The sequence below is a fragment of the Collinsella sp. AF15-51 genome, assembly GCF_003462845.1.
GTDB lineage: Bacteria > Actinomycetota > Coriobacteriia > Coriobacteriales > Coriobacteriaceae > Collinsella.
In genome coordinates this window covers 1-20,184 of record NZ_QRYG01000014.1, presented here as the reverse complement: position 1 = coordinate 20,184, position 20,184 = coordinate 1, and the positions used below count along the sequence as shown (strand labels likewise).

16 protein-coding genes and 1 riboswitch are annotated in these 20,184 nt (G+C 60.6%); of the genes, 15 read left to right on the top strand and 1 reads right to left on the bottom strand.

What is annotated here, in order from left to right:
- Positions 1-25 precede the first annotated feature (25 nt).
- The 3 genes from DWW51_RS07420 to DWW51_RS07410 all read left to right on the top strand — a co-directional run bounded on the left by DWW51_RS07420 (position 26) and on the right by DWW51_RS07410 (position 3,146).
- Positions 26-541 carry an Asp23/Gls24 family envelope stress response protein gene (locus tag DWW51_RS07420; protein WP_055251999.1) on the top strand — a complete coding sequence of 172 codons (516 nt, stop codon included), beginning with the start codon at positions 26-28 and terminating at the stop codon, positions 539-541.
- 206 nt (positions 542-747) lie between these two features.
- Entirely contained in the window at positions 748-1,770 is a 1,023-nt protein-coding gene (locus DWW51_RS07415) for a YitT family protein (protein WP_117584120.1), read from the top strand.
- A gap of 149 nt (positions 1,771-1,919) precedes the next feature.
- Positions 1,920-3,146, top strand: coding sequence for a zinc-ribbon domain-containing protein (locus tag DWW51_RS07410; protein WP_197032212.1), 1,227 nt, complete (start codon positions 1,920-1,922; stop codon positions 3,144-3,146).
- A 140-nt stretch (positions 3,147-3,286) separates the two neighbouring features.
- On the opposite strand, the gene DWW51_RS07405 is transcribed toward DWW51_RS07410, so the two are convergent.
- On the bottom strand, positions 3,287-4,750 hold the full coding sequence (locus tag DWW51_RS07405; RefSeq protein WP_117774048.1) for a M20 family metallopeptidase: 1,464 nt from the start codon (positions 4,748-4,750) through the stop codon (positions 3,287-3,289).
- Between the two features lie 168 nt (positions 4,751-4,918).
- Here DWW51_RS07405 and DWW51_RS07400 point away from each other — a divergent pair, with 168 nt between their 5' ends.
- From DWW51_RS07400 to DWW51_RS07345, 12 genes are all read left to right on the top strand, one after another.
- Positions 4,919-6,556 (top strand): amidohydrolase, encoded by a 1,638-nt coding sequence (locus tag DWW51_RS07400; RefSeq protein ID WP_231501601.1) that lies wholly within the window; start codon positions 4,919-4,921, stop codon positions 6,554-6,556.
- A gap of 920 nt (positions 6,557-7,476) precedes the next feature.
- The gene (gene groES, locus DWW51_RS07395) at positions 7,477-7,770 is read left to right on the top strand and encodes a co-chaperone GroES (protein WP_022094351.1); all 294 of its coding nucleotides are present in this window, start codon (positions 7,477-7,479) and stop codon (positions 7,768-7,770) included.
- A 96-nt stretch (positions 7,771-7,866) separates the two neighbouring features.
- Positions 7,867-9,504 carry a chaperonin GroEL gene (gene groL, locus DWW51_RS07390; RefSeq protein ID WP_006234938.1) on the top strand — a complete coding sequence of 546 codons (1,638 nt, stop codon included), beginning with the start codon at positions 7,867-7,869 and terminating at the stop codon, positions 9,502-9,504.
- Positions 9,505-9,980: 476 nt separating this feature from the next.
- A riboswitch (FMN riboswitch) is annotated at positions 9,981-10,173 on the top strand.
- A 5-nt stretch (positions 10,174-10,178) separates the two neighbouring features.
- Positions 10,179-10,769, top strand: coding sequence for an ECF transporter S component (locus tag DWW51_RS07385; protein WP_117563816.1), 591 nt, complete (start codon positions 10,179-10,181; stop codon positions 10,767-10,769).
- A complete protein-coding gene (locus tag DWW51_RS07380; RefSeq protein ID WP_117774047.1) occupies positions 10,766-12,670 on the top strand; it encodes an energy-coupling factor transporter ATPase in 1,905 nt (634 codons plus the stop codon). The genes DWW51_RS07385 and DWW51_RS07380 overlap by 4 nt, the downstream gene beginning before the upstream one ends.
- Positions 12,670-13,470: an energy-coupling factor transporter transmembrane protein EcfT gene (locus DWW51_RS07375; protein WP_117774046.1), complete on the top strand. Its 801-nt coding sequence runs from the start codon at positions 12,670-12,672 to the stop codon at positions 13,468-13,470. The genes DWW51_RS07380 and DWW51_RS07375 overlap by 1 nt, the downstream gene beginning before the upstream one ends.
- Positions 13,471-13,500: 30 nt before the next feature.
- Complete coding sequence (locus DWW51_RS07370; RefSeq protein WP_117774045.1) at positions 13,501-13,947, top strand: pyridoxamine 5'-phosphate oxidase family protein; 447 nt, start codon at positions 13,501-13,503, stop codon at positions 13,945-13,947.
- A 51-nt stretch (positions 13,948-13,998) separates the two neighbouring features.
- Entirely contained in the window at positions 13,999-14,409 is a 411-nt protein-coding gene (locus DWW51_RS07365) for a pyridoxamine 5'-phosphate oxidase family protein (RefSeq protein WP_117637582.1), read from the top strand.
- 257 nt (positions 14,410-14,666) lie between these two features.
- Positions 14,667-15,737, top strand: coding sequence for an N-acetyl-gamma-glutamyl-phosphate reductase (gene argC, locus DWW51_RS07360; RefSeq protein WP_117774044.1), 1,071 nt, complete (start codon positions 14,667-14,669; stop codon positions 15,735-15,737).
- Between the two features lie 134 nt (positions 15,738-15,871).
- Entirely contained in the window at positions 15,872-17,140 is a 1,269-nt protein-coding gene (gene argJ, locus DWW51_RS07355; RefSeq protein ID WP_117774043.1) for a bifunctional glutamate N-acetyltransferase/amino-acid acetyltransferase ArgJ, read from the top strand.
- Positions 17,141-17,221: 81 nt separating this feature from the next.
- Positions 17,222-18,202 carry an acetylglutamate kinase gene (gene argB, locus DWW51_RS07350; RefSeq protein ID WP_117648252.1) on the top strand — a complete coding sequence of 327 codons (981 nt, stop codon included), beginning with the start codon at positions 17,222-17,224 and terminating at the stop codon, positions 18,200-18,202.
- Positions 18,203-18,271: 69 nt separating this feature from the next.
- Positions 18,272-19,555 carry an aminotransferase class III-fold pyridoxal phosphate-dependent enzyme gene (locus tag DWW51_RS07345; protein ID WP_117745772.1) on the top strand — a complete coding sequence of 428 codons (1,284 nt, stop codon included), beginning with the start codon at positions 18,272-18,274 and terminating at the stop codon, positions 19,553-19,555.
- Positions 19,556-20,184 lie beyond the last annotated feature (629 nt).

The following is a 20,184-nucleotide window of genomic DNA, read 5'->3' as shown; positions in this document are numbered from 1 at the left end:
TCCGCGGCAGGCATAAGGAGGAACCATGGCTTTTAATACGAAGGTCGATGTAGCCGATACCGAGCTCGAGGAGAACGAGGCGGTCGTCGCCGAAGCTGAGGATGTGACGCTCGAGGACGAGGCTCTCGTCGAGGCCGAGTCCGATACGGATGAGGACGACGAGGAAGCAGACGAGTCCGAGGACTCGCTGACCTATTCCAACGGCGTGATCGAGAAGATCGTTGCCATGGCCACTCGCGAGGTTCCGCACGTTCTGGGCATGAAGGGTAACCTCATGCACTTTGTGCAGGAGCAGTTTGGTGCCGAGAATCTGACCAAGGGCGTGACGGTCGAGGTCACCGATGACAATCGCGTGGTCGTCAACATCTCCGTCATCATCGAGTACGGCGCCTATGCGCCCGCGATTTTCGACGATGTCAAGGCACGTGTCACCGAGCGCCTTGCCGCGATGACCGGCCTTGAGGTGGCGGGCGTCAACCTGCGCATCGAGGATGTCATCACCCCCGAGGAGTACGAGCACCGCACCAGCCAGCACGAATAACCTTTCAAAAGGGGACAGGTTTGTTTTGGCAGGTTTTATCTGCGAAAACATTAAACGGCCGACCGCGCAAGCAAAAGCGTGGCCGGCCGTTTTTGTACGCTCCCGATATAGTTATACCGCTCGTCTAACTAAGGGTTGCAATCCCCACGTTCCGCGTTACTCTAATGGGCGCATTGTTTCCAAATTGTTAACGAGGGGTTGCCGTAATGGCCGACGAGCACGAAACAGAAAGCAAGGCATGGGCAATTGAGGCCGCTGCGGCAGAGGCGGCGTCGCGTGCTGCCGAGGAGGTGCATCGTCCTCCCGTAGTGCCGATGGAGCGCGTGGTCGATCGCGATGTTATCGAGCGGGGCGAGCGCGCTGGTCGCAAGCGCAGCCAGGAGCCGGGCTTTCCGCGCTTTTTTGCCGAGCTCAATTTGGGCCTGATCCTCACTGCCTTTGCCATCGTCGCGTTTAAAACCCCTAATCACTTTGCTTTTGGCGGCACCTCGGGCGTGTCGGTCATTCTGTCCACGCTGTTCCCGACCCTGCCCGTCGGCGTCTTTATGTGGATTATCAATGCGGTCCTGGTCGTTCTGGGCTTTATCTTTTTGGAGCGCAAGGCAATCCTGTGGAGTGTCTTTGCCTCGTTTGCGCTGTCCGCCTATGTTTCGCTGTTTGAGCTCTTTATTCCGACCGATGTCTCGATGACGGGCGATATGTGGCTCGACCTGTGCTTTGCCGTGATTCTGCCGGCGCTCGGCAGCGCCATCGTCTTTGATATTGGTGCCTCGACGGGCGGCACGGACATCCTCGCCATGATTCTCAAACGCCGCACGACGCTTGAGATCGGCCGTGCGCTGCTGCTGGTCGATATCGGCATCGTGACCATCGCGGCCTTCTTGTACGGCCCGCGCGTCGGTCTGTATTGCGTGCTCGGCCTGTTTGCCAAGACGCTTGTGGTCGACAAAGCCATCGAGAGCATCCACCTGCGTAAAGTCTGCACGGTCATTTGCTCCGAGCCCCTTAAGGTCGAGGAGTTTATCGTCAAGCATCTCAACCGTACGGCGACTATCAGCCGCGGCTACGGTGCTTTCTCGGGCAAGTGCGTGACGGTGATCATGAGCGTGCTAAGCCGTCGCGAGGCCGTGCAACTGCGCCGCTATGCGCGCGAAGTCGATCCGGGTGCCTTTATCACGATTGTCGACAGCTCCGAGATCGTCGGCAAGGGTTTCCGCGGAACGAACTAACGCGGTCGAGCTCATCAAACAATCGAATAGCGCCCTGCGCATTGCAAATGCGTCATGTTGGAGTATTTGTCCCCACATTGGGTGATAATGATGCCAAAGACATCGTTTGCGATCCAGATGATTCGTTCAAGATACGAAGGGATGATTCTATGTTCTGCTCGCAGTGTGGCGCCCCCATGGGCGATAACGACAAGTTCTGCGGCACGTGTGGTGCCCCCAATGCCGGTGCCGCAGCCTCTGCCCCTCAGGGTCAGCCCCAGCAGTTTGTTCCGCAACCGCCCGTGGCGAATGCGTCCAAGGGCTGTGTGGCTCAGGCGTTTGAGGATATGACCAAGACTCCGGGCGTGCTGCAGCGCGTGTGCCAGATTGCCTTTTTACCGGCGCTGATTTGTGTTGTGTCGGTACTCGTGCTGTTTATTCCCGTTATTGGCGGCATTGCGGCTGCCATCGGCTTTTTGGCAGCTTGCATTGCGAGCGTGTGTGGTTCCGGCTTTGGTATTGAGTGGGGTCGCGATCTGTCGCTCAAGGTTGATGGCGGTATGGATCGTCCACTCATGCGTTCCACGTCGTTTGGCCTCGGAGTCTTTTCGAGCGTTATCTCGGTCGTGCTCGAGGTTATCGCTGCCATTCCCGTTATCGGTGTAGTGCTTTCGCTGGTGGAGAGCGTGGTAATTGGCGCCGCGGGCTCGTATTCGTATTACGGCTCCTATGCACTCGAGGCAGCGCTGTTTGGCTCGCTTGGCCTGCTTGTCCTGGCTATGATTGCCACGGCGGTCTTGGGGGTCTTCTTTAAGATGTTCGCCGACATTGCCGTGATGCACTTTGCGGTGACCGGTCGTGTCGAGAGCGCGTTTTCGCTCGACAAGGTCTGGGCGGCGTTTAAGCACAACAAGACCAAGCTGTTCTGCGCTTCGTTCCTTCCCGAGTTTTTGACGGGTCTGGTCGCCAACGTTGTCACATGGATCCTGACGCTCGTCTTCGGCGCCATTGCCTCTGTCGGTATGTATAACTACTACTACCGTCCTTCGGCTATTGAGGCGCTTGTTACCGGCGGTGGCATCACGCTCGTATTGTTCTTGGTGCTGACGGCGTTTGTCACGGTATTCCTTACGGTCTTTGGCAAGATGCTCAAGCATCGTGCCGTTGACTATTGGGTTGCGCGCTACGCAAGCGAGTGGGCCGACGAGGACAAGGACGACGTCCTGACTTTTGTGCTGCCGTTTGAGAAGAAGTCTGCTCCGGCTGGTTTTAGCGCCGACGCAGCGCCCGTATCCGATTCCGCTGCGGCGCCGGCGCCTGCGCCCGAGCCCGCGCCCGTGCCCGTGCCTGAGCCCGAGCCTGCGCCAAGCTCCGACGAGGACCCGCAGGACGAGTAACCCTGCCACCTGCCATTTGGGGACGGGGTAGAAACGGTAGAAATAGCGCTTGACAAATGAGCGGGGGAGGACGTGTCGAAACGTCCGCCCCCGCTTTGATATCGCGATGTGGCTATGACTGCGAGATGGCCGCGAATCGACTACTCGCCGCGCTTCTCCTCGCGGCGAGCGGCGGCACGTGCATCGTGGATGCCCTTGATCGCGGCATGGCGTGCCGTGCGGGCGTCATGGATGGCGTCGCGAGCCTCGGCGGTCGTTGCCTTGGCAGAGCGCAACTTGGCGGCCAGGTCGGGGTTGGTTTCGGCGACCGCGGTGATCGCGGGGCCGTCGAGCTCCTCTTGTGTGGGCTCGGCCAAAAAGTCGATGGCATACTGGGCGGCCACCATGGAGCCCTTTGCCAGCACAGTCTCGTCGATCTTGTAGAAGCAGGAATGTTGGGCGTACGTGGCGCCAATCTTGGGGTTGCGCGTACCTACAAAGGCGAGCACGCCCGGTACGCGGCGCAGGTACTCCGAAAAATCCTCGCCCGAAAGCGTGCCGCGGTAATGGCCTTGGCCGGTGGGGCCCAAGCATTTGATTACTGCCTGGCGGCAGCGCTCGCTCGAGGCGGCATCGTTTTCGACCTTGTAGTTGGCGATGGTGTAGTCGGTGAGCTTTGCCTCGGCGCCCAAGGCGGCCGCGGTATGCTCCACGATGCGGCGCATGAGCTCCGGCATTTCCTCGTGGGTCGAATCGCCGTAGGTGCGCACCGTGCCGGCGAGGTAGGCCGTGCCGGCGATAACGTTGCGCGCGGTGCCGCCGTGCAGCTCGCCGACGGTAATGACGGCCGGCTCGTAGGGACTGATCTCGCGCGAAACGATGGTCTGCAGAGCGTTGACGATCTCGGCGGCAACCATAACGGCGTCGTGACCGCGCTGGGGCATGGCACCGTGGCACGAGGTGCCGCGGACGTCGATGCGGAACCAGTCGGTATTGGCCATGCGCGGCCCGGGCTCGCAGCTCACGGTGCCGGCGTCGACCTCACTCCAGATGTGCGCGGCGTAGGCGCCATCGACGCCGTCGAGCACGCCCGTGCCGATCATGAGCTTGGCGCCCTGGCCGTTTTCCTCGCTGGGTTGGAAGACGATGCGGACTTCGCCGTGGATGTCGTCGGTCATATGGCGCAGGATTTGCAGCGTGCCGAGCATCATGGCGATGTGGCAGTCGTGGCCGCAGGCGTGCATGCAGCCCTCGTTGACGCTGGCAAACTCCTCGCCGGTCTGCTCGGTGACGGGCAGGGCGTCGATGTCGGCGCGCAGCAGGATGCGGCGGCGTGGCGTGCCGTCCTCGCGATAGGCGTCGGGCGCGGTGCCGCGAAGGGTTGCCACAAGGCCCGTCTTAAGGGGACGCTCGTAGGGGATATTCATGGCGTCGAGCTGGTTGGCGATGTCAGAAGTCGTGCGCTCCTCGGCAAGGCTCAGCTCCGGGTGCTTATGGAAGTGGCGGCGCTGCTTGATGATATAGGGTTCAAACTCGGTAGCGATATCTTTGATGGCTGCGGTGACGTCGTCAGCCGCGCGAGCCTCGGTCGCCGCCATAATCTGCTGTGCCTTGGTCTTCGTCATGGTCGATTTGCTCCTTGCTGGGTTGATCGCAAAATCGTACAGGCTCTCTCCAGTATGCCACCTGCCGCTAGGGCTGGTAAAGTTGCCGTTTGCCGCTTGGGGTTTTGTTACAAGGGCGGGGGAGTACACTCGGGGGTGTTGAATTTCCTGCCAGAGATGGGGATGCCCATGCAACATATCGATCGGATTATCCGCTCTAAGAACGTCTTTACCGCGCAAGACGGCATCGATACCGCCCGCGAGCTGGCGATTGCCATCGCAGGCGACCGTATCGTCGCAGTCGGTGCGCCCGATGACGTGATTGCCGCCGCGCCTGCCGCCACGCCGGTTATCGACTACGGCGAGCAGTTTGTCTGCCCCGGTTTCCATGACGCGCACCTGCACTTTTTCCATACCTCGGTCGGCTCCTCGCCGTACATGCTCATGGATATGGGCACGTCAGAGGCGGCACTGGTGCAGCATGCGCGCGAGTTTTCCCAGGACCTGCCCGATGACGCTTGGGTTGTGACGCAGGGCTGGCGCGACTACCGTTGGGACCCGCCCGAGCATCCTAGCAAGGCGTCGCTCGATGTGGCATTCCCCGATCGTCCCTGCGTTATGTATTCGGGCGACGGGCACACGCTTTGGCTCAACAGCCGTGCACTCGAGGCGCTCGGCGTCACGCGCGACAGTGAGCCGCCGGCGGGCGGCAGCTACGACAAGGACGCAAACGGCGAGCTCACGGGCATTGCTCACGAGGCAGCTGCTATGCAGCTGCTACCGCGCTGCCTTGAGTGGCTGGGCGAGGATCGCATCGCAAGCGCTTACGCCGATCAAATGAGGCGGATGGCCGAGCAGGGCATCACCTCGATATGCGATATGTCGCTCATGCCCATGCCGGGCTGCGATTTTATCCGCGATGACGTCTACGACAAACTGCAGGCAGCTGGCAAACTGGGCATCCGTGCCCATCTGTTCCCCACGTTGCTGGATGACCAATCGCGCTTAGAAGAACTGCAGACCCGCTACGCGAACAACGCGCTGCTCTCGGCGCCTGGTTTTAAGCAGTTCTTCGACGGCGTCTCGAGCGAACACACGGCCTATCTCACCGATCCCTATACCAACCCGCGCTTCCCGGGCGATCAAGGTCGCCTGACGGTTCCCGTCGAGCGCATGCGCAAGCTGGTCCTGGCGGCAGCCGAGCGCGGCCACACCGTGCGCATCCACGTTATCGGCGACGGCGCCATCCATGCCGCACTCGATATCTTTGAGGAGGCGGCAGAGCTCTACGGCTTGCCCCAGCACGGCCATAATACGCTTGAGCATTTGGAGAATCTGCTGCCCGAGGACATCGATCGTCTGCGCAAACTCAACGTCATTGCCTCGAGCCAGCCCTGTCATATCACACTCGACCCGGGTGGTCCGGAGCGCGACCTGGGCTTGGAGCGTGGCCGCATCATGTGGCCGTTTGCGACCTATAAGCAGCGCGGCATCCGCCAAGCCTTCGGCACCGATAGCCCCATCACAGCCGTTACCAGCATGAACGTGCTCTACACGGCTATCACCCGCCAAGACCCCCGCAGCCACTGGCCCGAGGGCGGTTGGCTGCCGAGCGAGCGTATCGATGCGGCAACGGCTCTGCGCAACTACACCCTGGGCAGCGCTTATGCAGCGGGCGACGAGCAAAACCTCGGCAGCCTAGAACCCGGCAAATACGCCGACCTGGTAGTCCTGGACCAAAACCCACTCACCATCGACCCCCAAGAACTCCAAGCCACCAAAGTCCAAGCCACCTACCTAGCCGGCAACCTGATCTACGAGCGCTAAGTATTCATGTCTTACCGTTAAACGCGGCTCGGGCAGCTTATTTTGGGATGGCGCTCGAGCCGCGTTTGTTTGCAAATGGGGGGTTCGTTAGGAGCGTCCCCGCCCTGCTTGATTTGGGCGCGGGGCGGAGGCGCCGCCGCCCCGCGCCCAATTTGGACAGCAGCAATGCTATCTCTAGGTGTTTTGCATACTTTCCATTACGAATTGCATAAAAAGGCTGGGATGTTCTTCCGGATCCTGATGTACCCCCGTCCGCGCCGTGCAAAAAACGGAGTATTCAGCACCGCGAGCTCTGCCTGTGCCGCTGCGGCTGAGTAACGTTGCAGAGATTGACGTCATTTTGTGCTCCGGTGCGGCGTGAGGCATGCCTTTCTGTCCTGACGGGGTTTGCCTGCCGACCAAAATCGCCGGCCGAAGGCGTCCTTGGGACCAATATGGTGTGTCCGGCACGTATGCAGCCGTCCTAGTCTGCTGAATACTCCCAAAAATGCACGGTGCTCCCCAGGGGACCCGTGCGCGCAGCGAAAACCATGCACATGTCGCTATCCGCATCGCCATTTTGCTGCACTGACTTTTCTGAATGCCGGGCCCGAATTAGTTAACCTGCCTCCCGTGTGGCTCCGGAGGGGCGGGGCATAAGGTTTATCGCGAGTTCCGCACGAGCCGAAGGCCACTTAATGTGGCCTTCGTGCGAGCAGGACTGCCCGAGCAGGAAACCTTATGCCCCGCCCCTCCGGAGCCACACGGGAGGCATCGCTAAGTTATCCCCCGGCATTCAGAAAATCTAAGTGCCAAAAAATAAGATTTTTTGACTCCGTGTTGTATAACCCGCCATTCGTGGGTACCATTCAACGCGTACGCAAACAAAAAGGGTTAATTCGCGCGGCATAACCGCGCGGCCCAAAAAGGAGGAAACAAGCATGTCGTCTTTGAAGCCGCTTGCAGATCGTGTTCTGGTCAAGCCCGACGAGGCCGAGCAGAAGACCGCTTCTGGTCTGTATATCGCCAGCAACGCCCAGGAGAAGCCGCAGCGCGGCACCATCGTTGCCGTTGGCGCCGGCAAGGTCAACGACAAGGGTGAGCGCATCCCCATGGACGTCAAGGTCGGTGACGTTGTCATCTATGGTAAGTTCGGTGGCAACGAGGTCAAGGTCGACGGCGAGAAGTATCTGCTGATGCGCGCCGACGACATCTACGCTGTCGTCGAGGCCTAGTCTCGTCAGAATCTCTGATTCGTCTTTGAACGCGCCCGCCGCATAGGACTCGGAAGCGGCGACGCGAGTCACATTTCTTTTGGAGGATTACCTACCATGGCAAAGAACATTACGTTCAACACCGATGCCCGCGCTAAGCTTGCCAAGGGCGTCAACACTCTGGCCGACGCCGTTACCGTCACCATGGGCCCCAAGGGCCGCTACGTTGCGCTGCAGCGCACGTTCGGTGCTCCGACCATCACCAACGACGGCGTTTCTGTCGCCAAGGAGATCGAGCTCGAGGACAACATCGAGAACATGGGCGCTCAGCTGGTGAAGGAGGTCGCCACCAAGACCAACGACACCGTGGGTGACGGCACCACCACCGCAACCCTGCTCGCTCAAGCCATCGTCAACGACGGTCTGCGCAACGTCGCCGCTGGCGCCAACCCGCTGGCCATCCGTCGCGGCATCGACAAGGCCGTCAACGCCGCCGTCGCCGAGATGAAGAAGCAGGCCAAGCCGGTCGAGACCAAGGAGCAGATTGCTTCCGTCGGTACCATCTCCGCCGGTGACCCCGAGGTCGGCGAGAAGATCGCCGAGGCCATGGAGGTCGTGGGCAAGGATGGCGTCATCACCGTCGAGGATTCCCAGACGTTCGACATCACCATCGACACCGTCGAGGGCATGCAGTTCGACAAGGGCTATGTCTCCGCTTACTTCGTCACGGATAACGACCGCATGGAGGCCGTGATGAAGGATCCGTACATCCTCATCACCGACCAGAAGATCTCCAGCGTCCAGGACATCATGCCTGTTCTCGAGGCTGTCCAGCGCGCTGGCCGTGGCCTGCTCATCATCGCTGAGGACATCGATGGCGAGGCTCTGCCGACCCTCGTCCTCAACAAGATCCGTGGCGCCCTCAACGTCTGCGCCGTCAAGGCCCCGGGCTACGGCGATCGCCGCAAGCGCATCCTGGAGGACATCGCCGTCCTCACCGGTGGCCAGGCTGCTCTGGACGAGCTGGGCGTGAAGGTCGCTGACATCACCGCTGATATGCTCGGTACCGCTAAGTCCGTCACCATCTCCAAGGACAACACCGTCGTCGTCGGCGGCGCTGGCTCCAAGGAGGCCATCGACGCCCGCATCGCTCAGATCAAGGGCGAGATGGAGAACACCACCTCTGACTTCGACCGTGAGAAGCTCCAGGAGCGCCTGGCCAAGCTCTCCGGTGGCGTTGCCGTCATCAAGGTCGGCGCTGCTACCGAGTCCGAGCTCAAGGAGATCAAGCACCGCGTTGAGGATGCCCTGCAGGCTACCCGCGCTGCTGTCGAGGAGGGCATCGTCGCCGGCGGTGGCGTCGCCTTCATGGACGCTGCTCCTGCGCTCGATGCTGTCGAGATCGACGACCCCGAGGAGAAGATTGGCGTCGATATCGTCAAGAAGGCTCTGACCGCTCCGGTCGCTACCATCGCCAAGAACGCTGGTTTTGAGGGCGCTGTCGTGGTCGACAAGGTTGCCGAGCTGCCCGCCGGCCAGGGTCTCAACTCTGCCAACGGCGAGTGGGGCGACATGATTGAGATGGGCGTCCTCGACCCCGTCAAGGTCAGCCGCGTCACCCTGCAGAACGCTGCTTCTGTCGCCAGCCTGATTCTCATCACCGAGGCCACCGTCTCCGATGTGCCCAAGAACACTCAGCTTGAGGACGCTATCGCTGCTGCTACCGCTGGTCAGCAGGGCGGCGGTATGTACTAAGGCCGACAAGGTCTAGAACTCCCACTGGGAATCCGGGGGCGTGACGGGGGCTTCTCTCCGGAACGTCCTCGGACATGCAAAGAGGCTCCGCATCGCGCTTCGCGCTGCGGAGCCTCTCTGCGTCCTGCGGAATGTTCCGGAGAGAAGCCCCCGTCACGCCCCCGGATTCCCTGCGTTTACGGCCTTGAGGTCGGCGGGCGGAGAAGGACGTGGTCGATAGGGATACGTGTCCCCTTCGCTGTTTCGCGCTTTGCGCGAAAGGCGCGCTACTTTGGGATGGATGGGGAACGTGGTTGTTGCGGTGGCTTTTCCCTTTTGCTGTTTCGCGGCTTTGCCGCGAAAAGCGCAGCACTTTGGGATGGGCGGGTACGTTATTGTCGCGCTGCTCTGTCCCGGCCGCATTTCTAGAGCGTTTCCCCCACCACAAATTACCCTCGGCATACTTGCGCGAACGATTGCTCGTGCTACACTTGCAAGTGCTGTTTCAGGGCGGGGTGGAATTCCCCACTGGCGGTAAATCGGGCGGTGCCAAAGGGGTGCCGCGGAGCAGGCGAGGCGTCTGCGACCGAGCCGATGAGTCCGCGACCCGAGCGTGTGTTGGTTCGCATGCCGGCTGAACTGGTGAGATTCCAGTACCAACGGTTAGAGTCCGGATGAAAGAGGCAGGTGATCTTATGTCTGAACAGTCGCAGCATATCCATTTTGAGAACACGAATAGGTGGAGCACCAAACAGCTCGTTACCATGGCGCTGATGTGCGCCTTGGGCGCCCTGTTTATGTATGTGCAGCTGCCCATCCTTCCTTCGGCGCCGTTTTTGACGTATGACCCGTCGCTGGTGCCGGCGATGGTGTGCGGTTTTGCGTATGGTCCTGGCGCCGGTACTGCTGTTGCCGCTATGGCGATTGTTATCCATGCGCTTACCACGGGCGATTGGGTCGGCGCACTTATGAACCTGGTGGCTACGCTGGGCTACATTCTGCCCGCGGCTATCGTGTACCAGAAGATGCATACCTATAAGGGTGCCGTGATTGGCCTAGTGTTCGGTGTCATTGCCGCTACGGCGCTGTCTATGGTCGCTAACCTTACCATTGGCGTATGGTTCTGGTATGGCTCGGTCGATGTGATCGCCCCGCTCATGATTCCTGCCGTGCTGCCGTTCAACCTTATCAAGACCGTGCTTAACTCGGTATTGACGCTTGCAGTGTACAAGGCAGTCTCCAACCTCATCACGCCTAAAAAGGACCAGGTCAAAGGCCGCGCATGATTGAGTGTCGGGGCGTTTCCTTTAGCTATGACGGTGCCGTGTCGGCACTCGACGGTGTCGATCTGAACATCGAGGACGGGGAGTTTTTCTGCATCCTCGGTGGCAATGGGTCGGGCAAGTCGACGTTTGCCAAGCATCTGAATGCACTGTTGCAGCCTGATGCGGGCACGGTACGCATCAACGGTATGGATGCGTCCGACCCCGAGCTGGTCTACGACATTCGTTCGACCGCGGGCATGGTATTCCAAAATCCCGATGACCAGCTGGTGGCAACGCTTGTCGAAGATGACGTTGCGTTTGGCCCCGAAAACCTTGGCGTGCCATCGGCACAAATTGCGCAGCGTGTACGCGAGGCGCTGAAGGGCGTGGGGCTGGTGGGCTTTGAGCGCCACGAGACCCATGCGCTTTCGGGCGGCCAAAAGCAGCGCGTGGCGCTTGCCGGCGTGCTCGCCATGGAACCGCGCGTGCTCATCTTGGACGAGGCGTCCTCGATGCTCGATCCGCGTGGACGCAAGGGCCTCATGAAGGCTTGCCACGCGTTGCACGATCGCGGCATGACCATCGTGATGATTACGCACTTTATGGAAGAGGCCTCCGAGGCCGATCGTGTCGCGGTATTTCGGGCGGGGCGCGTTGCCGTGTTGGGCACGCCCGAGGAAATCTTGACGCGGGCGGACGAACTCGCGCAGCTCAACCTGGATATGCCGGCGTCGTGCTGTCTGGGCAGGGCACTATCTGCGAGGGGCGTGCCCGTTTGTGCACAGGTGCGCGAGGCGGATATGGTCGCCGAGATTGCGCAGGCTTATGTTGAGCGAAATGTGGCGGGCGCCACGGAGCGGCCTTCCGTGCCCGATGCTCGCGTGCCCGACAATGCCTCCTCCGAGACCGACGAGACAAATGTTTCGGAGCCCGTTATCGAGATTTCCCACCTCTCGTATAGTTACTCGCTGAGCGCTCGCGAGCGTCGCCGCTGGCACAAGCGCTCGGCCACTGCGGACGCATCGAGCAAACAGGCTCTTTGGGGCAACGATCCAAACAGCCCCTGGGCGCTGCGCGATGTATCGCTGACGGTGCGTCGCGGCGAGTTCCTGGGCTTGGCAGGTCATACCGGTTCGGGTAAGTCGACGCTGGTCCAGCATCTCAACGGTTTGATTCGCCCCCAGGAGGGATCCGTTCGCGCGCTGGGGCTCGACCTATCAAACAAGAAAGACGCCGCTGCGGTTAAGGCCAAGGTCGGCGTGGTATTTCAATATCCCGAGCGTCAGCTGTTTGCCGAAACCGTGACGCAGGACGTGGCGTTTGGCCCGCACAACCTTGGCTTGCCGCAAGATGAAGTCGACCGTCGCGTCGAGTCGTCGCTCTCGCGCGTGGGCCTCGACCTTTCCACGGTCGGCGACAAGAGTCCCTTTGAGCTTTCGGGCGGTCAGCAACGGCGTGTGGCATTCGCCGGTGTGCTCGCCATGGAGCCCGAAGTCCTGGTGCTCGATGAACCCATGGCGGGGCTCGATCCGGCTGCGCGCAGGGATTTCCTTGAGCTTATCGATCGACTTCACCGCGATGGCCTGACCGTTGTCATGGTTTCGCATAGTATGGATGACCTGGCCAACTGCTGCGACCGCATCGTCGTGATGAACGAAGGTGCGGTGTTTGCCGAGGGAACCCCCGCGCAGGTGTTTGCACATGCCGATGAGCTCAAGTCGATCGGCTTGGGCGTTCCCGCCGCCCAGCGCATGGCGTTGGCGCTCGCGGAGGCGGGCGTGCCGCTGCGTTGCAGCGGGCTCTATACGGTTGAGTCGCTGGCCGACGAGCTGGCAGATTTGCTGATCGGTCGCTCAGACGGTCCTTCTAACGTCGCGGACATTGCTAAATCCAAGACGGTCGCGCGAGAGGAGGGCTGCTAATGGAGGCGTTTTCGTTTGGCAGCTACTATCCGAGCGATAGTGCGATCCATCGCCTGGATCCGCGCACCAAGCTGCTCCTGGGCTTTGTGTTTTTAATCACGACGCTGACCGTCGGCGGCTTCCGCGGACTGGCTCCTGTCGCAATTTTCGTCGTGCTGATCTATGCCGTGTCCCTGGTGCCGGCTCGTCGCGTTCTGTCGTCGATGGCGCCGCTGCTGGCAATCGTCGTCGTGGTCGCGGTGCTCAACTTGTTTACCGATCAGAGTGGGCGCATCCTGTGGCAGCTCGGCTTTCTGCAGATAAGCGAGGGCTCACTGCGTTCTGCCGCCTTTATGGCGTGTCGCCTGACCCTGATGATGGCCGGCATGAGCGCCATTACGCTCACCACGCCTACGCTCGACCTCACCGCGGGCTTTGAGCGTCTGCTCGCACCGTTTGCGCGCGTGGGGCTCCCTGCGCATGAGCTCGGCATGATCATGGGCATCGCGTTGCGCTTTATGCCGCAGTTTGCCACCGAGATGAAGCAGACGGCGGACGCGCAGGCAAGCCGCGGTGCACGCGTAACGGGTGGCCCGCTCGGCGGCGTGCGTATGCTCGGCAGTGTGGCGATTCCACTGTTCACGGGCGTGTTCCGTCATGCCGAGACGTTGTCTGCCGCCATGGATGCACGCTGCTATCACGGCGAGCAGGGCCGCACGCGTCTGCATGCGCTTGCATTTCGCCGCGGGGATGCGCTGGCTGCGGTTGTGACGATGCTGCTGTTTGCGTGTGTCATCGTCGTCAACCTTCAACTTGTTTAGGCGCGATTCGAGCGCAAGAAAGGGGTCCCTATGACCGACAACGACCGCACGGCTCAGCTTGAGCGCGCCTGTTCGTATCTCAGGCGCATTCCGGCGTGGTGTCTGGCCACGACCGATGTGACCGACGGGCATCAGCCTCGCGTGAGGCCGTTTTCGTTTGCCATGGTCGATGACGGTAAGCTGTGGTTTTGCACGTCGCGCGACAAGGATGTGTGGGCGGAGCTGAGTGCGAATCCCAAGTTTGAGCTCTCGGGCTGGAAGCCGGGGGAATGTTGGATCGTGTTGACCGGCGAGGCCGCACTTGAGGACGACGCGGTTGCGAGCGACAAGGTGCGTCAAGCGGGTTTTAAGCACATGGTGGGCATCGGCGAGGAACACGAGAGTGCCAACGACGGCCGCCTTGCTTTCTTTTCGGTCCGCAACATTGCCGCGCGCTTCTGTGATATCGACGGCAGCGAGGAGCGCCTGGAGCTCTAGAGCGTCTCAAATTAACTACCCGTTCCGAATTAGCTAGCGCCAGGAGGACACATGGACGGATTGAATACGGTGTTGGAGTATCTGACGTCGGTGCCGGCATGGTATTTGGCGACGAGCGTTGACGGACAGCCTCATGTGCGTCCGTTTTCGTTTGCGCAGATCCAGGATGGCAAGCTGTGGTTTGTAACAGCGCGCACCAAAGATGTGTGGCAAGAGCTGCTGCAAAACCAGCGCTTTGAGGCCACGAGTTGGTGGCCGGGCCATGGCTGGCTCATCTTGCGCGGGCGTGCCGGCTTGGATGACCGGGCTTTAGGCGAAATGCGCGAAGCTGGGTGGAAGCATCTAGAGCGCCTGGGCGAGCACTATGAGGGGCCTAACGACCCCACGCTCGTCTTCTTTAGCGTCGAGGATCCCGAGGCTTTTATCTGCAATCACGACGAATGGGTGCCGGTCGAGCTCTAGCCAGCTGGCTCATCCTAACAACTTGGTTTTCGCATGGGCGGGCCCCGTATTGCCCGGCGCCGTTAGGAGCGCCGGTCAATACGGGGCCCGCTCCATTTGTCAATTCCTTCAAGCGAATGTGTCGGGAATGTTTCAATGCATGAATATGCAAGCCATTTACGTATTAATGCATCTTTTGGTGCTAAAGTTTCAACTCACTTCATAACGACTGCTGCGAAATGCGCATCGGTGCATAAATCGCAGACAAGGAGTCTGATATGTCTTTGAAGGTTGGAATCGTCGGCGCGGCTGGATATGCCGGAGCCGAGCTCATTCGCCTCGTCCTCGGTCATCCCGAGTTTGAACTTGCTGCCATTACGTCCAACGCCGATGCCGGCCAGCCGTTGTCTGCGGTGCACCCGAGCTTCACCGGCGTAAGCGATCTTGTCTTTACGACGCATGATGCCCCTGAGCTCAAGAACTGCGACGCGGTCTTTTTGGCCGTGCCGCACACGGCTGCCATGGCACAGGTGCCCGCGCTGCTTGCATCGGGCGTCTCCTGCTTTGATCTTTCGGCCGACTACCGTCTGAACGACGCGTCCGTTTTTGAGGCTTGGTATGCCGCCGAGCATACGAGCCCCGAGCTGCTCAAGACCCGTGCCTTCGGTCTGCCCGAGCTGTTCTGCCAGGACTTGGAGACCGCCGCATCCGACCATGCCGACGGCAAACCCGTGCTGGTCGCCTGCGCCGGTTGCTATCCCACCGCAACGAGCCTTGCCGCCGCGCCCGCCGTGCGCGCGGGCTGGGTGGCCGAGAACGGCCCCGTGATTGTCGATGCCATCAGCGGTGTGACGGGTGCCGGCAAGTCCTGCAACGCTCGTACGCATTTTTGCAGCGCCGACGAGAATTTGGAAGCATACGGCGTGGGCAAGCATCGCCACACGCCCGAAATCGAGCAGATCTTGGGCCTGACCGATCGCGTCGTCTTTACCCCGCACCTGGCACCGCTCAAGCGTGGTCTGCTCTCCACGGTGACGCTGCCGCTCGCGCCGCAGGCTCTCGACACGTTGGCTCTTGAGGATGTTGTCGACTATTACAAGCAGTTCTACGCTGGACGCACCTTTGTGCGCGTGCTCGACGCCGGCCAGCAGCCCAAGACGGCTTCGGTCGTCGGCACCAACGCCGCCCAGATTGGCCTCGCGCTCAACAAGCGCGCGGGCGTGCTGGTGGCGACGGGCGCCATCGACAATCTGTGCAAGGGCGCTGCGGGCCAAGCAGTCCAATGCGCCAATATCGTCTTTGGCTTTGACGAGCGACGAGGCTTGCCCACAGTGGCGTGCCCGGTGTAGCACATTCGATTGTTAACGATTTGGTAGTCGGGCATCGAGTGGGGCGCCACTCTTAAGCTGGTCTCATGATCACGACTGGCATGGCGCACCAACCGATGTCCGTTTTTTGTTTGATATAAGGAGTCGTAAGGACGATGAATACAGAGCAGTTCGATATCAAGATTCGTGCCGTCGAGGGTGGCATTACGGTAGCGGCCGGCTTTAAGGCCGCGGGTATTCATGCGGGTTTTCGCAAGAATCCCGAGCGCTTGGATTACGCGCTCGTCGTGCCCGATAAACCCTGTCCCGGTGCCGGCGTGTTTACGACCAATCGCTTTTGCGCAGCGCCTGTGCAGGTGAGCCGCGCCAACCTGGGCGGTGTGGGCAAGGGCTATGGCATCATCGCCGGCGTTTCAATCAACTCCGGCAACGCGAATGCCGCCACGGGCGAGACGGGCCTTGCCTGCGCGCGCGAGACGTGCAACATCGCCTCGCAGGTCATCGGCTGCGAGCCCCAGCAGATTCTGGTTGCCTCCACGGGTGTGATTGGCCAGATTCTGTCGATCGACACGTTTGAGACCGCCATTCCTGCTGCCTACGAGGCGCTCTCCGCCCACGGTGGCGCCGATGCCGCTCGCGCCATCATGACGACCGACACGCACTCCAAGGAGTACGCCGTATCCTACGTCAGTGAGGCTGCGGGTCATGCGGGCAATGTCTATACGGTAGGCGGAATGTGCAAGGGCTCGGGTATGATCATGCCCAACATGGCCACCATGATCGCAGTTATCACCACCGATGCCCCCGTCGAGCCTGCGGCACTTCATGCCCTGCTGCTCTCGACCGTCAAGCAGACCTTTAACAAGGTAACGGTCGATTCCGACACCTCGACCAACGACACCTGCATCATGCTTGCCTCCGGCGCCGCTGCCGCAGATGCCGAGCCTATCGTCGAGGGCTCCGATGCCTTTGACGAGTTGGCATTTGCCGTGCACGAGGTGTGCGAGAGCCTGGCGCGCAATATCGCCGCCGATGGTGAGGGCGCATCTAAGCTTGTTACGGTCAACGTTACCGGCGCCGTGAACGACGAGGAGGCCGATATCGCCGCCCGTGCCGTTGCCAACTCGCCGCTCGTTAAGACCTGCATCGCCGGCCACGACTGCAACTGGGGCCGCGTTGCTATGGCGCTTGGCAAGTGCGGCGTGAAGTTTAATCAGGAAGACGTTTCCATCGACATGATGGGCATGCCTGTCTGTCGCGATGGTCTGACTGCTCCCTTTGACGAGGACGAGGCTCTACGACGTTTCGAGGCGCCCGAGATCGTGATCTCGGCCGACCTGGGCGCAGGCGACGCGGCAACGACCGTGTGGACCTGCGACCTCACGCATGAGTACATCTCCATTAACGGCGACTACCGTTCCTAGATTCCAGGCACGCTGCGCATCTTGCCGCGATTGCGGACAGCGGAGCACGGCGCGATAACGATACGAAAGACGAGGCAGATTATGAAATTCGCACGCGATTGTCGTTCGAACGAATCCAACGAAGCAACCGCGCAGCTGCTGTTCGAAGCGCTGCCGTGGATTAAGAACCTGACCGGTAAGACGGTTGTTATCAAATATGGCGGAGCCGCCATGGTTGATGAGCAGCTGCGCCGCGACGTGATGAGCGACATCGTGCTGCTCAAGATCATCGGCATGCGCCCTGTTATCGTGCACGGTGGCGGCAAGGCCATCAACGAGGCGCTGAGCCACTACGACATCCCCGTCGAGTTTAAGAACGGCCAGCGCGTGACCACGCCGGCGACTATGGATATCGTGCGCGAGGTGCTGGGCGGCAAGGTTAACCAGGAGCTGGTTGCCGCCATCAACCACCACGGCAACCTGGCCGTGGGCGTGTCGGGCAGCGATGCTGGCACGCTCATCGCCGAGCCGCTCGACCCCGAGCTCGGTCGCGTGGGCAAAGTGACGCACGTTAACACCGACTATATCGAGCGCTTACTCGATAGCGAGTACATCCCCGTTATCGCTACCGTCGCGGCGGGGGAGGACGGCGGTTTCTTCAACATCAACGCCGATACCGCCGCCGGTGCCGTTGCGGCAGCGCTCCACGCGCACAAGGCGATCTTTTTGACCGACGTCGACGGCCTGTACAAGGACTTTAGCGATAAAGACTCACTCATCTCCAACCTAACACTCGACGAGGTTAACGAAATGCTCTACGGCGGCGAGGTCGATAAGGGCATGATTCCCAAGCTGCGCGCGGCCGTCGATGCGCTTGCCGGCGGCGTATTTCGCGCTCACATCATCAACGGCACCACGCCGCATTCGCTGCTGCTGGAGCTGCTGACCGATGCCGGCGTCGGTACCGTGATCCATTCCACCGAGACGGCTTACGAGTTCGATACGCATCCGCATCCGCTTTCGACGTTTGCTGCGCGTCTGACCGAGAATCTTGACGAGGTCGAGAAGCTTCAGACGGTCTAGCTGACCCTCAGCCGCCCCATTCCTACACCCATAGGCCTGCGCCGTCCGGCGCTCAACGAAAGGCATCCCATGTCACTTGCAGCTCAGCAATCGCTTGAATCCCATTACGTTATGCATACCTTTGGCCGCTCTCCGGTCGAGTTTGTCGAGGGTCACGGCATGAAGCTCACCGGCGACGATGGCCGTGAGTACCTCGACTTTCTTGCCGGCATCGGCGTGTGCAGCCTAGGTCATGGCGACCCGGCTGTGCTCTCGGCGCTCGAGGCACAGACCAAAAAGCTCATGCATGTCTCCAATTACTTCTACATTGAGCAGCGCGGACAGGTCGCGGCGCTGCTGTCCAAGCTTGCTAACGACGACGTAGATGGTGCGCGCGTGCTTGCCGATGCCATTGCCGCCGGCGATGAGACCACGGCAGCTGCTCTTGGTGCCCCGGCTGCGGATGAGCAGGTTTGGGAGACCTTCTTTGCCAACTCTGGCGCCGAGGCCAACGAGGGCTCGATGAAGCTCGCGCGCCTGTACGCCAAGCGTGCCGGTAATGGCGGCAACACCATCGTGTGCATGCGCGGCGGCTTCCACGGCCGTACGCTCGAGACCATTGCCGCCACCATGCAGGATTGGCTGCAGGACAGCTTCCGCCCGCTGCCGGGTGGCTTTGTGGCCTGCACGCCCAACGATGTGGATGAGCTGCGTGCGATCTTTAAGCAGCTGGGGAGCGAAATTTGTGCCGTGATGCTCGAGCCGATCCAGGGTGAGAGCGGTGTGCATCCCATGACCGAGGAGTTTATGGCTACGGCGCGCGACCTGGCACACGAAGTGGGCGCCGTGCTTATCGCCGACGAGGTCCAGTGCGGCATCTTCCGCTCCGGCAAGCCGTTTGCGTTCCAGACCTATGGCGTGGAGCCCGACATCATGAGCCTTGCCAAGGGCATTGCTGATGGCGTGCCCATGGGTGCCGTCGTGGCGAAGAAGGAGATTGCCGACGTGTTTAAGCCGGGCGACCACGGCTCGACCTTTGGCGGTAGCTGCTTGGCCATCGCGGCGTGTGCCGCGACGCTCTCCGCGCTTGTGCGTGGCGATTATGCCGAGCATGCTGCCAAGGTGGGTGCCTATATGGAGGCAAAGCTCGCCAAGCTGCCGCACGTGACCGAGGTACGTGGTCGCGGCTTGATGCTCGGCTGTGATTTGGATGATGCCGCGGGCGACGCGCATGGTGTTGTTGCCCGCGCGCTGGCCGCCGGTGCCGTGATCAACGCTACGGGCGCGCATACGCTGCGTTTCCTGCCACCACTCGTCTGCGAGGAAGCCGACGTGGACAGTCTGATCGAGATCCTGTCGGGTGTTTTGGGCTAACGCGGCGCAATAACTCAATTTGGACCGAGTTCCGGACTGCGGACGTGCCCTATGCGGCATGATTCAGCGGTCTGGAGCCCGTTTTGCCTTAGATTTGCTAAGGCAGGGAGACCTGCTGGTCAAAAAACATCAAATATGAGTACTGTTACCGATTTGGTAGCAGCAATTTTGGACTAATAAGGCCAGATGGCAAGTCGAAATGGCGATGAATACACGATTTTGATCTGACTGTTAGTCCTTATAATGGACATATGTTGCGTAACCTAAGCAAACACTATCTGTTTATATGTTGCAAGCAAAGTAGCAGTACTCATTTTTGCCATTATTTGGCCACGGCCTTTGTGACAGATGTGCTGGCGGGTTCGAATCCCATGCGCTGGGCCCAAAAAAGAAAGGCTCCCATTGCTGGGAGCCTATCAAATCAGTGGTGGGCGATGAGGGATGTCGCGTGCGGCTGACGCCGCCCGCTTTCGCTTCGGGCCTACGGCCCTCGCGTGCTGCGCTGGAAAACGCTTCGCGTTTCCTCAGCTCCGCACCCTTTCGGGTTCGAATCCCCCCGCGATGGGCCCAAAAAAGAAGGCTCTGTTAGACCAAATTTGACACGATCGGCTGTTCGTCGAACCGGAAAA

Bases quoted from the DNA above. Each gene is read 5' to 3' on its own strand.
- DWW51_RS07420 (WP_055251999.1), top strand. From the start codon at position 26: ATGGCTTTTAATACGAAGGTCGATGTAGCCGATACCGAGCTCGAGGAG.
- DWW51_RS07415 (WP_117584120.1), top strand. From the start codon at position 748: ATGGCCGACGAGCACGAAACAGAAAGCAAGGCATGGGCAATTGAGGCC.
- DWW51_RS07410 (WP_197032212.1), top strand. From the start codon at position 1,920: ATGTTCTGCTCGCAGTGTGGCGCCCCCATGGGCGATAACGACAAGTTC.
- DWW51_RS07405 (WP_117774048.1), bottom strand. From the start codon at position 4,750: ATGACGAAGACCAAGGCACAGCAGATTATGGCGGCGACCGAGGCTCGC.
- DWW51_RS07400 (WP_231501601.1), top strand. From the start codon at position 4,919: ATGCAACATATCGATCGGATTATCCGCTCTAAGAACGTCTTTACCGCG.
- groES (WP_022094351.1), top strand. From the start codon at position 7,477: ATGTCGTCTTTGAAGCCGCTTGCAGATCGTGTTCTGGTCAAGCCCGAC.
- groL (WP_006234938.1), top strand. From the start codon at position 7,867: ATGGCAAAGAACATTACGTTCAACACCGATGCCCGCGCTAAGCTTGCC.
- DWW51_RS07385 (WP_117563816.1), top strand. From the start codon at position 10,179: ATGTCTGAACAGTCGCAGCATATCCATTTTGAGAACACGAATAGGTGG.
- DWW51_RS07380 (WP_117774047.1), top strand. From the start codon at position 10,766: ATGATTGAGTGTCGGGGCGTTTCCTTTAGCTATGACGGTGCCGTGTCG.
- DWW51_RS07375 (WP_117774046.1), top strand. From the start codon at position 12,670: ATGGAGGCGTTTTCGTTTGGCAGCTACTATCCGAGCGATAGTGCGATC.
- DWW51_RS07370 (WP_117774045.1), top strand. From the start codon at position 13,501: ATGACCGACAACGACCGCACGGCTCAGCTTGAGCGCGCCTGTTCGTAT.
- DWW51_RS07365 (WP_117637582.1), top strand. From the start codon at position 13,999: ATGGACGGATTGAATACGGTGTTGGAGTATCTGACGTCGGTGCCGGCA.
- argC (WP_117774044.1), top strand. From the start codon at position 14,667: ATGTCTTTGAAGGTTGGAATCGTCGGCGCGGCTGGATATGCCGGAGCC.
- argJ (WP_117774043.1), top strand. From the start codon at position 15,872: ATGAATACAGAGCAGTTCGATATCAAGATTCGTGCCGTCGAGGGTGGC.
- argB (WP_117648252.1), top strand. From the start codon at position 17,222: ATGAAATTCGCACGCGATTGTCGTTCGAACGAATCCAACGAAGCAACC.
- DWW51_RS07345 (WP_117745772.1), top strand. From the start codon at position 18,272: ATGTCACTTGCAGCTCAGCAATCGCTTGAATCCCATTACGTTATGCAT.